Raw genomic sequence first — 15,023 nt, 5'->3', positions numbered from 1 at the left:
CAGTGTACCGCAAACTATGATTGGCGCCGCCCTAGCCGCTGCGTCAATCGGCATTGGGGAAGCACTGATGAATTCGCAGGGTCCGCCCGACTGTCGCTACCCGGGCCGCCAGGTTCTTGCATATTCCCCCAGCAAGACAGATCAGTGATCCCGATCCCCGCCTGCCCGCTCCAACGCATCGCCCAAGGGGCCGACCAGAGGCTTGACCCCGGCCCGGTGGCCCGCGCGGGAAATCGCGTGGGCGGCCAACGGTGCCGTGATCAGCAGCACCGTGATCGCCAGCAGCACCGCGAACCAGCGTTGCCCGTCCGTGGCGCACAGCACCCCGAGCAGTACCAGGATAGCGCCCAGTGCACCGGCCTTGCTGGCCGAGTGCATGCGGGTATAGGCATCCGGCAGACGCCACACCCCCAGCGCTCCAAGCAGGCTGAACAGTGCCCCGAGCAGAACCAGCGCCGACGCCACAACGGACCAGAAGGTCATAGCCCACCCTCCCCACGCTGCGGCGGCTGGTCATGCGGGTCATCGCTGTGATGGGTGCCTTTGAACAACAGGGCAAAAGCCACACTGCCAAGGAAACTGACGATCGCCAGTACAATGGCCACATCCAGCAGCATTGCCTGCCCGCGCACCAGAGCGATCACCCCGACCCCGGCCACCCCGATCAAAGTCATGGCATCGATCGCCACCGCTCGATCCGGGCCGCTGGGCCCAGCCAACAGCCGCCACATAACACATATCGTGCTGATCACCAGCATGGCGCCAGCCAACGGCAGCACCCAAAAAGCACCCGCCAGTTCAACCGTCATGTTTGCCTCCCGGTTTGCCTCCCATGGGATAGACCCAGGCCATCAAGCGCAACTCGATGTCATGAATCGCCTGCTGTACCGGGTCGGCCGAGGCGGTATCCAGTACATGCACGAACAACTCGCCGGGCCGGTAGGACAGCGCCAGGGTACCCGGCGTCAGCGTCAGCAGACAGGCGATAACCGTGACCAGCCGACGGTCCCGGGTATCCAGCTTGACCTGCACCACCGCCGAGCTGACCTGCCGACGCGGGTTGATCACGATCAGCGCTACATCCAGCGAGGCACTGAACACCTTCCAGGTGAACCAGGGCACGAAGCGCGCCCCGGCCTCGACCCGCATGGCATAGACCCGGCATACCGGCAGCAGCAGGCCAAGCAGCTTCAGCAATACATAGACCAGCACGAACGCCAGCAGCCAACTGGCCAGCGTCGCACCGTCATATCCGAGGCTGAGCAGACTGGTCAGCAATAGATGGACAAAAACCATCATTCAGCTCCCCGTTCGATCAGTTGCAGATAGGCCGGCGCCTCGACCAGTTGCTCGGCCGAGGCCACCGCATACTCCATCACCGGCCCGGCGCCGAAGCCGATCAGCACGGTGATCGCCGCCAGCACGATCATGGTCAGCCAGGCCCCTCGCGGCCCGTCGCCGGCAACACCCAGTTGTTCGGGTTGCGGATGGGCCTTGAGGAAGCTTTCGTTCCAGATCTTGCTCATCGACAGCAGGGTAAAGATCCCGGTGAGCAGGGCGAAGAAGGTAGCAACCCAGACCCCGGCATCGAGACTGGCCTTGACCAGCACGAACTTGGCCCAAAAGCCAGACAACGGCGGAATCCCGGCCAGCGACAGCGCCGGAATCGCAAACAGCACCGCCAGCAGTGGCTTGCTGGCATACAGCCCGCCCATCGCCGCCAGACGCTCCGAACCGGTCAGCCGCGCGGCCACGCCACCGACGAAGAACAGGTTGGCCTTCACCACGATATGGTGAATCAGATAGAACACCGCGCCAGCCAGAGCCAGCGGCGTGGCCAGCGCCAGCCCCAGCACCATGTAGCCGACCTGGCTGACGATATGGAACGACAGAATCCGCCGCACCTCAGTCTGCGCCGCCGCCCCCAGCACCCCGATGATCATGGTCGCGCAGGCCACCCACAGCAGCACCGTATGTACCATCCCCGGCTCCGGCCAGAGCAAGGTCACCATCCGGATCAGGGCATACACCCCAACCTTGGTCAGCAACCCGGCGAACAGCGCCGATACCGGGGTCCAGGCCACGTGATAACTGGCCGGCAGCCAGCCAAACAACGGGAACAGCGCCGCCTTTACCGCGAACGACAGCAGCATCAGCATCACGCCCAGCCAGGCCCCGGAACTGGCCTGCTCGGCGCGGAAGATCAGCGCCAGCTCGCCCATGTTCAGCGTCCCGGTGGAGCCATAGACCAGACCGGCAGCCAGCAGGAACATCAGGGTCGCCAGCATGTTCAGTACCAGATAGGTCATGGCTCCGGCCAGCCGGCGCTCGCCACCACCCAGGGCAATCAGGGCAAACGAGCCGATCAGCAGCACCTCGAACCAGACATACAGGTTGAACACGTCAGCGGTGATGAAGGCGCCGCAGATACCGGCCAGCAGGCCCTGAACGAACAGGTGCACATCGCGCAGAAAATCGGCTGGCATCGGCTGGCGATGGGCATATACCAGGGTTGCCAGACCAATCACCCCGGTAATCGCCACCATCACCGCAGACAGCCGGTCGATCACCAGACTGATGCCGTAGGGCGCCGCCCAGTTGGCCATCTGACCGCTGAGCACCATGCCCTGGGCAGCCAGCATCACCAGCCACGCCCCGGCCGCCAGCAGCGCCAGACTGCCGCTCAGGCTGATGAACGACACCCAGGCATGACGGCGCTTGAACAACAGGCCCAGCAACAACGTGGTCAACGGAATGACCACAGGCAGGACCAGCAGGATATTCATCATGCGCGGCCCTCCGGCTCATGGTGATCCTCGTTGTGATCCGGAGCCGGCTGCTCGGTGGCCGCACTGACCTTGTCGGTATCCTTGTCACCATGCAGTTCGTGGGTTCGCTTGAGTACCGCCAGGGCGAACACGAACAGCGCAAAACCAATCACGATCGCGGTCAGCACCAGCGCCTGGGGCAGCGGGTTGGCAGCATCGGTCACGGCCTCGTTACCAAACACGAAGGCCGCTCGCTCACCCGCGAAACGCCCGGCGGTCAGCACCCCGAGATTGATCGCATTGCCCAGTACGGCAATGCCCAGCACCACTCGCATCAAGTGGCGGTCCAGCATCATCCACACGCCCAGCGCGGCCATGATGCCGGCGGTAATGGCGGCAATCCACTCCATCAGCCAGCCCTCCCGATCAGATTACGCAGCATGTGCATCACCGAACCGAACACGGTGAGAAACACACCAATGTCGAACAACAGCGGTGTCCCCAGCTTGATCCCGGCCAGCTCCACCCAGTGCCCGCTCATGTACGGCAAACCGCTGGCCAGGCCAAAGAACCCGGCGCCAACCGTACAGGCCAGGCCAAGACCAATCAGGGTCGGCGGGGTGATACGTTCCAGCCCACGGCGGATACCGCGACCAAAGGTCACCACCAGCAGGGTGAAACCGGTCGCAGCCACCAGACCACCGATAAAACCGCCGCCCGGCAGATTGTGGCCACGCCACAGGATCACCAGCGACACCAGCAGCAGAATCGCCGCCAGTGGTCGCATGCCCTGGCGCAGCAGCACCGAGCCGAACTCCGGCAGGCCCTTGGGTTTGGGGTCGGCCGCCTGCCCGGCGCCCAGCAGGGTCGCCGCGCCCAGTGCGGCAATCGCCACCACGACGATCTCGCCCAGCGTATCCACGGCGCGAAAATCGACCAGGATCACATTGACCACATTGCTGCCGTAGCCGCCGGGCAGGCTGTTGGTCAGGAACCACTCGGCCAGGTCGCCCGGCAACGGCTGACTGACCGCGGTCATGATCATCAGCGTCACGGTCAGCCCCAGTACCACGGCAACCACGCCATGCCAGATACTGACCCGGCGATAGCGCGAACCGCTGGCCGGGACCATCGGCAGGCGCCGCAGGACCATGGCCAGGAACACCACGGTCAGGGTCTCGACCATCAATTGGGTCAGTGCCACGTCGGGTGCGTTGATCGACACGAAGAACAAGGCCAGCCCCAGGCCACTGGCACCCAGTGAGGCCACCAGCACCAGCCGGCCGGGCATGAAGGCGGCACCTGCGGCCCCGCCCAGGGCCAGCAGACAGCCAATCACGCCCGGTACGGTAACGGCCGAGAGGTTTTCGGCCGAGAATGGCTGCACACCGACCACCAACGCCCAGCCCAGCACGCTGATGCTGATCATCAGCGTCATCAGCGCCATGTGCAGACGCAACGATCCATGCTGGAACTGCCGCGCCACCCAACCAGCCACCTGGAATACCCGGTTGAGCAGCAGGTCCCAGAGCAGGTCGCCGCTGTAGTTCCAGGCCTTGCCAAGCCGAGTCGCCAGATGGCGAACCTGATCGGCATGGAAGTAGAACCAGGCCCCCAGCCCCAGTGTCAGGACACTGGCGAACACCGCCGGGGTTATGCCACCCCACAGGTACAGGCTGACCTCGACCGGGCCGGTAGCCACGCTCTGCACCGCGGTATTGACCAGCCAGGTCTCCGGCCAGTGATTCCAGGCCCCTAGGCCGAAGCCGCCAATCGCCAATAGCAGCGGCCCCAGCCACATGAAGGCTGGCACCTCATGTGGATGACCCGGCCAGTCACCACGCTTGCCCAGGAAGGTGCGGAAGAAGATCAGCGCCGCAGCCGCTACCAGCAAGGCATTGGTCAGAATCATCACCAGAGTTACAGTCCAGCCGATACTGCCCATCTGCATCAGGCCGGTGTACTTGAACTCCTTGGCAATAAAACCGAAGAACGGCGGCAGGCCGGCGTTGGAGAACGCCGCCAGTCCAACAGCAAAACCGGTGATCGGCATCAGCTTGATCAAGCCACCCAGGTGGCGCAGATCCCGGGTGCCGGTGGAGTGATCAATCGAGCCCACCGCCATGAACAGCGCGCCCTTGTAGAACGAGTGAGCCACCAGATACAGCACGAAGGCCTGCAGACCATACGTGGTGTTGGTGCCGATCAGCATGGTCAACTGCCCCAGCACTGTCACCGTGGTATAGGCCAGCATGCGCTTGAGGTCGTATTGCCGTATCGCCAGCACCGCCCCCAGCACTGCCGTCAGCGCGCCCAGCCCGATCAGGATGGTACTCCAGCCGGCACCACCACCGAGCACCGGATTCAACCGCGCCAGCAGGTAGATACCCGCCTTGACCATGGTCGCCGAGTGCAGATAGGCCGACACCGGGGTCGGCGCATTCATCGCATTGGGCAACCACAGATGAAACGGGAACTGGGCCGACTTGGTGAAACAACCCACCAGTACCAGCAGCATGATCGCCGGAAACAGCGAGTGAGCCTGAACGACCCCCTTCTCCAGTGCCGAGAACTGCCAGGCCTCACCGGCGATGCCCAGCAACACCAGACCGGCCAGCAACGCCAGGCCACCGCCGCCAGTAATCAACAGCGCCTGCAGCGCAGCCCGGCGCGACTCGCCCTTCTCGTGTTGGTAACTGATCAGCAGATAGGAAGCCACGCTGGTCAGCTCCCAGAATACAAACATGGCGATCAGGTCATCGGCCAGCACCAGGCCGAGCATGGCCATCATGAAGATCAGCAGGTAGGCGTAAAACCGCCCGAGATGGTGATGATCGTGCAGATAGCCCGCCGAATACAGCACGATCAGCGCACCAATACCGGTGATCAGCAAGGCGAACAGCAGCGACAGACCGTCCAGACGCAGGGTCAGGGCCACATCCAGGGCCGGCACCCAGGCAATGCTGGCAGTCAGCACCTCGCCCGCGGCCACCGCCGGAATGGCCGCCACGAACCAGGCAAAGCAGGCCGCCGGCACCAGCGCCAGCAACCAGCCGGCATGACGCGGAGACACGCGCCAGATCCAGGGCGCCAACAAGGCATTGAGAGCAATGGTTAGCAAACTGACATGCATACCCACAACCCTGTACGGATGGAACTCAACATGGGCCGGTTATCTCCGTTATAGTTTGGTAGAGCATTTACTTACCACAAGATACGGGCGGGGCAACATCTTGACAGCCTCGGTTGAATTCACAGATGAGAACTCTTGGGACGGGGTTATAAATAAGAGGGGAAAACTGCTGGTTCTGTAGTAATTTGAAGTAATTTTCCTACCCGGGACGAGGTTTGGGAGGGTGAATCTGACATTACCTGGTAACTTGCGACTCGCCATTCACAGTTGGAATCTGTGCCCGGTCGTCCGGAGCCAAGCTGATGCTATTGAGCATCTGCTGCGCATAAGACCCTTGAGGTAACGGATTGGCTCAGCGATTCCTTAACAAGCAAACACTGTAAGAATTGTGCCGGCGGGTTTAGAATTCCTCCCTTTCTCCGGTGCGACACTCTGCCGCGCACCCGATGTTGTTCGCCCCGGCCTGCGGGCCGCCAGGTAGTCGAGGATTCGTCATGACCCAATTGCTGGATAATCTGGTCAGCTTGCTGGCCCTGGAAAAGATCGAGGAAAACCTGTTCCGCGGCCGTAGCGAGGACCTGGGGTTTCGCCAGCTGTTCGGTGGTCAGGTGCTGGGCCAGGCGCTGTCGGCAGCCAGTCAGACCGTTGCCTCCGAGCGCAAGGTGCATTCGGTGCATGGCTACTTCCTGCGCCCGGGCGATGCCAGCCTGCCGATCGTCTACCAGGTCGAGACGCCGCGTGATGGTGGCAGCTTCACTACCCGTACGGTCAGTGCGATCCAGAAGGGCCGGGCGATCTTCACCCTGATGGCATCCTTCCATGGCGAGGAGCGGGGTGTTTCCCATCAATCGCCGATGCCGCAGGTGGCGGGCCCCGATGGCCTGAAGAACGAGCTGGAAATCTGCCTGGAAAACCAGCATCTGCTGCCCGACGCCGTGCGTGACAGCGTGCTGTGCCCCAAGCCCATCGAGATTCGCCGGGTCAATGGCTATAACCCGTTCAATCCGAAGCCGAGCGAACCCCAGCAGTACATCTGGTTCCGCGCCGACGGCCAGTTGCCGGATGACGACCACCTGCATCGCTACCTGTTCGCCTACGCCTCGGACTTCAACCTGCTCGGCACCGCCGCGCTGCCGCATGGCATCTCCAGCTGGTCGCCGCACATGCAGGTGGCCAGCCTCGATCATGCGGTCTGGTTCCATCGCCCACTGCGCATGGATGACTGGCTGCTGTACGCCATGGACAGCCCGTCGGCCAGTGGCGCGCGCGGCCTGTCCCGCGGCCTGGTGTACAACCGCGCCGGTGAACTGGTGGCCTCGGTGGTCCAGGAATCGCTGATGCGTGATCGCAGCCAGAAAGGCAAGTGACGTGCAGGCGCGTGGCTGGATATTCGATCTGGATGGCACCCTGACGGTAGCCCAGCATGACTTTCCGGCGATTCGCCGGGAGCTGGGCATTCCCGCCGATGAAGACATCCTTAAGCATCTGGGGCGTCTGCCAATTGCCGAGCGCGAGCAGCTCAACGCCCGGCTCGATGCCATCGAGCTGCGCCTGGCTGCCGAGGTGGCGCCGGCGCCGGGCGCCGCCGATTTGGTGCGCCAGCTGCATGACAGTGGCATGCGCCTGGGTATTCTGACGCGCAACCTGCGCAAGGTGGCGATGGCGTCGCTCGAGCGCATCGGCGTGCTGGACTGCTTTGCGCCGGAACATATCCTCGGGCGCAACGACGCACCGCCTAAACCCGCGCCGGATGGCATTCACCAGTTGTTGGCCGACTGGCAGCTGCAGCACAGCGAGGCGGTGATGGTCGGGGACTTCCGTTTCGACCTGGAAGCCGGCCGCGCTGCCGGCTGCCACACCTGCCTGGTCTTTCCGGACAATGCCTGGCCGGAACTGACCGACCTGCATGTCGCCGACTGCCACGCGCTGCTGGCGTATCTAAGGCGGGTTACATGCTCAGTCGCATGGACAGATCCACAGCCTTGATGTCCTTGGTCAGGCTGCCGATGGAGATATAGTCGACACCGGTCTCGGCCACTTCGCGCAGGGTGCTTTCGTTGATGCCGCCGGAGGCTTCCAGCCTGGCGCGGCCGGCGCTGATCTGCACCGCGGTGCGCATGTCCTCGTTGCTCAGCTCGTCGAGCATGATGATGTCGGCGCCGGCATCCAGTGCCTGGCGCAGTTCATCCAGGCTTTCCACCTCGACCTCCACCGGCTTGCCCGGGCTCAGGGCCCTGGCCTGGGTGACTGCGGCCTGGATGCCGCCACAGGCGGCGATGTGGTTTTCCTTGATCAGGAAGGCATCGAACAGGCCGATGCGGTGGTTGTGGCAGCCACCGCAGGTGACCGCGTACTTCTGCGCCAGGCGCAGCCCGGGCAGGGTCTTGCGGGTATCCAGCAGCTTGACTGCGGTGCCCTCGACCAGGTCGGCGAAGTAGCGACTGCGGGTAGCGGTGGCGGACAGCGTCTGGATGAAGTTCAGCGCGCAGCGCTCGCCACTGAGCAAACCACGGGCCGGGCCGCTGAGCTTGCAGAACGGCTGGTTCGGCTGCAGTCGGTCGCCGTCGGCAGCCAGCCATTGCACCTGGATGCGCGGGTCGACCTGGCGAAACACCTCGTCAGCCCAGGCGGTGCCGCAGAGGATCGCCGGCTCGCGGGAAATGATGGTGGCCTGCGCCTGGCGCTCGGCCGGAATCAGTGCCGCGGTGATATCGCCACTGCCGATGTCCTCGGCCAGCGCACGACGTACCTCTTCCGAAATGGAGGACTGCAGACTGTCGAGGGTGATATTCGGCATGGGTTGCTCCGTTGCGGGTCGCTGAAAGCCAGGAAGTATACCCGATGCGCAGCGACACGGCGGGCGATATGCTTGCGACGACCACCGTTTGCGATGAGACATTGTCCTGTTTTGTATTGCAGAACTGTGAGCTTCAGCAAGGAATGGGATGCTGATGAATTGTCGAAAGGATGTATACTATCGCCAATTTGACGCCAGAAAGTCGTCACACAGGCGTGGCACTATTTCAGCGACAGACTGATTGCCCGGAGAGATGGCATGTCCAAGGATTACAAGGTAGTTTCGCTCGCCTCCGTTGCCGCCGCCGCACCGCAGAACGCAGCCATTCGTCACGGTGCGCTGTCCGCCCCCCTGGCGGCGGTGCGCGACCGGGCGCTGACCTATCTGCGGGTCGGGCTCAGTGAACTGTTCGACAACGCCGACGACACCCTCTTCGAAAAGGCCGACCGGGCCGGCAGCAATGCCGACCAGAGCATGTTCTTCGACGCCATGCGCCTGCTGCGTCTGCAACGCCACGCCATCGAAAAAAGCTGCTGCGACGGCCTGGACCGGGAATTCGGCAGCCTGCAATACGGGCGCCCGGCCACCAGCGAGACGCCGGTGACCTTCGATCTCGATAGCCTGAGCCTGGTACAGCCCGATGAAATGGAGCAGACCGTGGCGCTCGACGGCATGGTGGGGCGGGTCAACGCCCGCAACCAGGCCAGCCTCGGGCAATTGGCGCTGCGCCTCAACAGTCTGGTGAAAACCCCGGTGGATGAGGCCAGCAATCCCCTGGCACCGGCCCACATGGTGCAGTTGTTCGCTGACAGCTGCGCGCCGCTGAACCTGGATATCAAGGTACGGCTGATCATCCTCAAGATGTTCGAGCGCTATGTGCTCAATTCCATCGACTCGCTGTACATCGATGTCAACGAGTTGCTGATCAATGCCGGCATCCTGCCCGACCTCAGGCAGGGGGCGGTGCAACGTCCACGTTCCTCCGCTTCCGCGGCGCCACGTGCCCAGCAGGGTGCAGCAGCCATGCCGGAGGGTTCCGAGCAGCAGGTGCTGTCGCTGTTCAGCGAACTGATCAGCAGCTGGCGACATACCAGTGGTGATATCGCGCTCAGCGCCCTGGGCGCACCGTCGGCCCCGCCGGTACGCAGTGACGAGCTGCTCGGCATGCTGAGTGGTTTCGCCGCCATGCAGGCAACCGGCCCGGGCGCCACGCTGCGCGAGTTGCGCGGACATATCGACCGGCAACTGCATGAGCAGCAGCGCCAGACCGGTGAGGTGCGCAAGCTCGACCGGGTGGACGACGACGTCATCAGCCTGGTATCGATGCTGTTCGACGTGGTGCTGGATGACGATCAACTGCCGGCGGCGCTCAAGGCGCTGATCGGCCGCATGCAGCTACCGATCCTGCGGGTAGCGATAGCCGACAAGAGTTTCTTCAACCGCTCCTCGCATCCGGCCAGGCGCCTGCTCAACGAGCTGGCGCGCGCGACCATGGGCTGGAGCGATCATGATGATCTGCGCCGCGACCAGCTGCATGCGCTGCTCGAGCGCATGGTCGAGCGTCTGCTGGGTGAACAGCAGGCCGATGCGGCGTTCTTCGAACAGATGCACGAGGAGCTGGCCGGCTTCGTACGCATCGAGCAGCGCCGGGTGGAGCGTCTGGAACAGCGCACCCGTGATGCCGAAGAGGGGCGCGCCCGGGTCGAGGCGGCCCGGGCCAAGGCGGCCAGGGTATTGAACGAATTGATGCTGGGGCGGACGCTGCCGGTATTCATCGTCGATCTGCTGCGCGACACCTGGAGCCAGGTGCTGCAGCTGGCGTTCCTGCGCGAGGGCGAAAGCTCCGCCGCCTGGCGCGGCGCGGTGCTCACCGCCCGGCAACTGGTGCAGAGCATCGAGGTGGTACAGGGCCTCGAGGTGGCGGGCGAGCAACGTGATTCACGCCTGGCATTGAATACCGAGGTCTGCCGCGCATTGGGCGAGGGCCTGAGCCTGATCGGCGAGGAACAACCGCAGGGATCGCCGCAGCTGGTTCAGCTGCAGGCTTTGCAGCAGGCGGCGCTGGCACCCCCGGTCCAGCCCGCGGAGCCCGTACTGGGCACCAGTGCCGACGGGGCCGGGCAGGATGCCGGCATGGCGTTGGCCGAGCCGGCGCCAGCCTATCGACTGCCGCCCGACGACGATATCCCGGTACTTACCGACCTGGTACGCATCGATGAGCCGGTGCTGGCGGTGCAGGAGGAAGAGCCGAGCCTGCTGGTCGAGGACCTGCCCAACGCCGAGGCGGCAGCCTGGGTGGACGGTTTGCATGCCGGCAGCTGGTTCGAGCTGTCCGGGCTGGCGGACAAGCCCACGCAGCGTTGCAAGCTGGCAGCCATCATCAGCTTCAGCGGCAAGTATATCTTCGTCAATCGGGCAGGCATGAAGGTGGCCGAATTCACCCGTCAGGCGCTGATCCAGCACCATGAGCAGGGGCTGGTGCGTTTGCTGGCCGATGACCAGTTGTTTGACCGGGCACTGGAGTCGGTCATCGGCAACCTGCGTCAGTTGCGCGACAGCAAGATCTGATATTTGCACCGCGCAGCAACGCAGTTTGCAATGAAGCGTCAACAGACCCTAGCATAGCGTTTTCGCTATCGGGGTAGGGATGTCCATGCAGATCGACGCCGCCACTGGCTGGCTGAGCGCAATAGCCCATTGTCCATCGGCGCACTTCAACGAGCGTCCCGCCGGTATGGACATTTCGCTGCTGGTTATCCATAACATCAGCCTGCCGCCAGGGCAGTTCGGTACTGGCTGTGTGCAGCAGTTCTTCCGTGGCGCCCTGGACCCCGCGGCTGATCCCTACTTTGCCGGTATCGCCGATCTGCGGGTCTCGGCGCACTTTCTCATCGAGCGCGATGGCGGTATCACCCAGTTCGTTTCCTGCCTGCAACGGGCCTGGCATGCCGGGCAGTCGTGCTTCGACGGGCGCGACAACTGCAACGATTTTTCCCTTGGCATAGAGCTGGAAGGCACCGACGACCAGCCTTTCAGCGATGCCCAGTACGCCAGCCTGATAGCACTGACCCGGACCCTGCAACAGGCCTTTCCGCTGATCACCCGCGAGCGGATCACCGGCCACGAGCATATCGCCCCCGGACGCAAGACCGACCCGGGACCCTGTTTCGACTGGCCACGCTATCTGCATGACGTGACCGACAATGCACTGAAGGATGGGAGCTGCTGATGAATTTCCTGGTTTTGCTGCTGGTGGCGATGATTCTGCTATGGACACCCTGGCGGACCGGCTACCCGCGGGATGTGCTGCAGCCGTGGGTGGCCCGGGCTGCCGGTAGCGACCGGGCGTGGGCTGGTGCGCTTGTCCTCCTGGCGCTGTTGGTACCGGTATGGTTGCTGCTCTGGGTGCTGGAAGGCCATGCCTATGGCCTGTTCACTCTGGTGCTGCATGTCGGTGTCCTGCTGCTGAGTGTTGGTCGGCATGACCCGCTGGCCGGAATGAATGCGGATTTCCTGGCGGCCTGGCAGCGTCACGACCAGGCCGCCGCCGCTCTGGTCGCCGAGCAGCAACTGGGAATCACCGCCGAGCACGCCGACGACCTGCTGGCCGCGGTGCGTGGGCGCATGGTGACCGCCAGCCTGCAGGATTATTTCGTACCGGCCTTCTGGTACCTGCTGCTCGGGCCATTGGGTGCACTGGGCTATCGGCTGCTGGAGCTGGCCTGCCGACGGGAAGGGCGGCCGGTGGCACGGCCCGCCGCAACACTGGTACACGCTCTGGAGTGGATACCGGCCCGCCTGCTGGCCTTGAGTTTCGCCCTGGTAGGTCAGTTCGATACCACTCTGCGAACCTTGCGCAGCCTGGCTGCCGACTGGGAGTTGGCGGGTGGTGAGCTGGTCAACCGCTGCGCCCGGGCGGCGCTGGTGCCGGAGCCTGACTCGGTCTCTGACCCTGACCAGCAGGAGCCGCTGAGCGATACCCGGCAATTGCTGGTTCGGGCCATTCTGACCTGGGCGGTGGTGATCGCCTTTCTGTCCATGCTGGGCTAGCAAGTATTAAAGATAACCTGCGTCAGGCCGATAAGGGACACAACGCCGGCCACATCCAGCGCGATATAAACAGCACAATTATTCCAAGAAGCCAGCCTGTGTGACGACACGGAGCAGGTTCGACAAGGAGACGCACTTGAACAGTCTATTGGCACCCGCAATGGCATTGATGAACCGACTCGGTTATGCCATGAAATTCTGTCTGATCAGCGCCCTGTGCTTCGTTCCCCTGATCGTGGTCAGCGGCATGCTGGTGAACCAGGCGTGGGACCGGGTGCAGGTCTCCCGGCATGCGCTCGATTCCATGCAACTGTTGCGGCAGGTCACCCAACTGATCGACGATGCGGAAAGGCTGCGTGGGCTGGACATAGCCGCCTTTCATCTGGGGGTTGGGGAGCACGGTGCCGAGCTGGAGCAGCGTAGCGGCGAGGCGCTGAAACGGCTGATCAGCGGCCTGGAGGGCCTGCCACTGAACCGCTCGGATGCCGAGGCGGCGGAGCTGATCGAAAAGCGCGATGAGTTGGTGGCCGAATACCAGAGTATCAGCAGCGCCTCGCTGCGCAATCGCGGCCAGATGTCCACCCAGGCGCATGCCGACCTGCTCTCGCTGCTGATCTTCAGCGCCGCCTACAGCGGCCTGTCCCACGATTATGATCGCAATGTGCGCCAGTTGACCGACCTGCTGGTCAACCATACTCCGCAGATCACCTCGGCGGTCGGTATGGGCCGGGCTACAGGAGCCTACTCCATCGGGCTTGGCTACCTGATGTCCGATGCCAGCCAGCATATGGACAACGTGCTGGAGGATATCCGACGCCTGTCGGCGAATTACGCCCAGGCACTATCCTTCCTGCAGCAACCGGAGTTGCAATCGCTGCGTGCCCCGGCGGCGGCCAGCAGCGAGTCGCTGGAGCGGGCGTTGGAGATCTTCGAAGAAGAAATCATCCTGGCTTCCACCTATGACGACACCTGGGACAACTACTTCCAGCGGATCAGCGTGGAAATGGCCAAGACTCATCAGTTCAGCAAAGCGATTCTGGACTATCTCGAGAACGACCTGATCCAGCGGCTGGGCGAGGGCAAGCGCGCCATGCTGATCCTGGTCAGCGCGTTGGTGGTCATACTACTGCTGATCGTCTGGCTGTACCTGGGCTTCTACATGGCTACCCGGCGCACCATCGAAGAGTTGTCGGCGACCATGCGCCAGGTGGCGGCCGGTGACATGACCGGTCGGGTCAAGGTGACCAGTCGTGATGAGCTGGGCAACCTGGCGGGAGAGTTCAACGGCAGCATCGAGCGTATCCAGGGGTTGATCCGGCATGTCAGCCAGACCTCCGGGCAGGTCAGCGACCAGTCGCGGCAGGTGGTGGGTATTTCCGCTGAAAGCAGCCAGGCGGTGGAAGCCCAGCGCAGCCAGATCGAGCAGGTGGCCACCGCGATGAACGAGATGGCCGCCACATCCCAGGAAGTGGCGCGCAGCGCGGCACTGGCGGTGACCAACGCCGAGCAGGTCAACAACGAAACGGCCAATGGCCGGCGCATGGTGGAATCCTCGGTCGATGGCATCGAGAAGCTGGCCGGTGAAATCGAGAACTCGGTGAAGGTGATCAACAACCTGGCCGAGGACAGCGCTTCCATCAGTCGCGTACTGGACGTGATCAAGGGCGTGGCCGAGCAGACCAACCTGCTGGCGCTCAACGCGGCGATCGAGGCGGCACGGGCCGGTGAGCAGGGGCGTGGTTTCGCGGTGGTGGCCGATGAGGTACGCACCCTGGCCCAGCGCACCCAGCAATCGACCCAGGAGATCGAGCAGATGATCGCCCGGTTGCAGGATGGGGTCGGCGCAGCGGTCAAGGCGATGGGCAGCAGCCACAGCATGACCGGTGAGGCGGTGGATTCCTCCCTCAAGGTGCAGTCGGCGTTGGACAACATCCTGCGTGCGGTCACCCAGATCGTCGATCAGAGCCAGCAGATCGCCGCCGCCGCCGAACAGCAGACGGCGGTCAGTCACGACATCGATCAGAACATCGTGCAGATCAACCAGTCAGGCGAGCGCACCGCCGATGGCGCCCGGCGTACCGAGCAGGCCAGCGGCCGCATGGGTGAACTGGTCAGCGAACTGCAGAAGATCATCAGCGCATTCCGGGTGTGAGTGGGGTGGGGGCGCCAGTCATCGGCAAGCTCCCATCGCCCCGGGGCGGGGCTTGTATGGTTTTCCTACAGGTCCAAAATGGACCTGTCAGGGTGGAGGGGCAATCGGGGCTTCCGGCCTTAC

The 15,023-nt window shown here is 63.5% G+C and carries 13 protein-coding genes; 6 read left to right on the top strand and 7 right to left on the bottom strand.

What is annotated here, in order from left to right:
- Positions 1-141: 141 nt before the first annotated feature.
- Genes mnhG through mbhE form a run of 6 tightly spaced genes read right to left on the bottom strand, consistent with a single transcriptional unit; the run spans position 142 to position 5,841 of the window.
- The gene (mnhG, locus tag H6X51_RS07845; RefSeq protein WP_185266990.1) at positions 142-483 is read right to left on the bottom strand and encodes a monovalent cation/H(+) antiporter subunit G; all 342 of its coding nucleotides are present in this window, start codon (positions 481-483) and stop codon (positions 142-144) included.
- A complete protein-coding gene (locus H6X51_RS07840; RefSeq protein ID WP_185266989.1) occupies positions 480-809 on the bottom strand; it encodes a monovalent cation/H+ antiporter complex subunit F in 330 nt (109 codons plus the stop codon). Before H6X51_RS07840 ends, mnhG begins: the two co-directional genes overlap by 4 nt.
- The gene (locus H6X51_RS07835; RefSeq protein WP_221627274.1) at positions 799-1,296 is read right to left on the bottom strand and encodes a Na+/H+ antiporter subunit E; all 498 of its coding nucleotides are present in this window, start codon (positions 1,294-1,296) and stop codon (positions 799-801) included. The genes H6X51_RS07840 and H6X51_RS07835 overlap by 11 nt, the downstream gene beginning before the upstream one ends.
- Positions 1,296-2,789, bottom strand: coding sequence for a proton-conducting transporter transmembrane domain-containing protein (locus tag H6X51_RS07830; protein WP_185266987.1), 1,494 nt, complete (start codon positions 2,787-2,789; stop codon positions 1,296-1,298). Before H6X51_RS07830 ends, H6X51_RS07835 begins: the two co-directional genes overlap by 1 nt.
- Positions 2,786-3,178: a sodium:proton antiporter gene (locus H6X51_RS07825; protein ID WP_185266986.1), complete on the bottom strand. Its 393-nt coding sequence runs from the start codon at positions 3,176-3,178 to the stop codon at positions 2,786-2,788. The genes H6X51_RS07830 and H6X51_RS07825 overlap by 4 nt, the downstream gene beginning before the upstream one ends.
- On the bottom strand, positions 3,178-5,841 hold the full coding sequence (gene mbhE, locus H6X51_RS07820) for a hydrogen gas-evolving membrane-bound hydrogenase subunit E (RefSeq protein ID WP_328795635.1): 2,664 nt from the start codon (positions 5,839-5,841) through the stop codon (positions 3,178-3,180). Before mbhE ends, H6X51_RS07825 begins: the two co-directional genes overlap by 1 nt.
- Positions 5,842-6,395: 554 nt before the next feature.
- Between mbhE and tesB the strand changes: the two genes are divergently transcribed.
- Positions 6,396-7,268 (top strand): acyl-CoA thioesterase II, encoded by an 873-nt coding sequence (gene tesB / locus H6X51_RS07815; RefSeq protein ID WP_185266984.1) that lies wholly within the window; start codon positions 6,396-6,398, stop codon positions 7,266-7,268.
- Positions 7,243-7,887, top strand: a complete 645-nt coding sequence (locus H6X51_RS07810; RefSeq protein ID WP_328795634.1) for an HAD family hydrolase — start codon at positions 7,243-7,245, stop codon at positions 7,885-7,887. The genes tesB and H6X51_RS07810 overlap by 26 nt, the downstream gene beginning before the upstream one ends.
- Here H6X51_RS07810 and nadC read toward each other — a convergent pair.
- On the bottom strand, positions 7,850-8,698 hold the full coding sequence (gene nadC / locus H6X51_RS07805) for a carboxylating nicotinate-nucleotide diphosphorylase (RefSeq protein ID WP_185266983.1): 849 nt from the start codon (positions 8,696-8,698) through the stop codon (positions 7,850-7,852). The two genes, H6X51_RS07810 and nadC, sit on opposite strands and share 38 nt — an antisense overlap.
- 258 nt (positions 8,699-8,956) lie before the next feature.
- On the opposite strand from nadC, the gene H6X51_RS07800 reads away from it, so the two are divergent.
- From H6X51_RS07800 to H6X51_RS07785, 4 genes are all read left to right on the top strand, one after another.
- Positions 8,957-11,266, top strand: coding sequence for a DUF1631 domain-containing protein (locus H6X51_RS07800; protein ID WP_185266982.1), 2,310 nt, complete (start codon positions 8,957-8,959; stop codon positions 11,264-11,266).
- A gap of 85 nt (positions 11,267-11,351) precedes the next feature.
- Complete coding sequence (ampD, locus tag H6X51_RS07795; RefSeq protein WP_185266981.1) at positions 11,352-11,927, top strand: 1,6-anhydro-N-acetylmuramyl-L-alanine amidase AmpD; 576 nt, start codon at positions 11,352-11,354, stop codon at positions 11,925-11,927.
- Positions 11,927-12,748: a regulatory signaling modulator protein AmpE gene (gene ampE, locus H6X51_RS07790; RefSeq protein ID WP_185266980.1), complete on the top strand. Its 822-nt coding sequence runs from the start codon at positions 11,927-11,929 to the stop codon at positions 12,746-12,748. The genes ampD and ampE overlap by 1 nt, the downstream gene beginning before the upstream one ends.
- Before the next feature lie 136 nt (positions 12,749-12,884).
- Positions 12,885-14,900: a methyl-accepting chemotaxis protein gene (locus H6X51_RS07785; protein ID WP_185266979.1), complete on the top strand. Its 2,016-nt coding sequence runs from the start codon at positions 12,885-12,887 to the stop codon at positions 14,898-14,900.
- The last annotated feature ends 123 nt before the right edge of the window (positions 14,901-15,023 follow it).

Source organism: Halopseudomonas xiamenensis (genome assembly GCF_014219065.1).
Classification (GTDB): Bacteria; Pseudomonadota; Gammaproteobacteria; order Pseudomonadales; family Pseudomonadaceae; genus Halopseudomonas; species Halopseudomonas xiamenensis.
The sequence above is the reverse complement of the archived record's forward strand: the minus strand, read 5'-3'. Positions and strand labels throughout refer to the sequence as shown.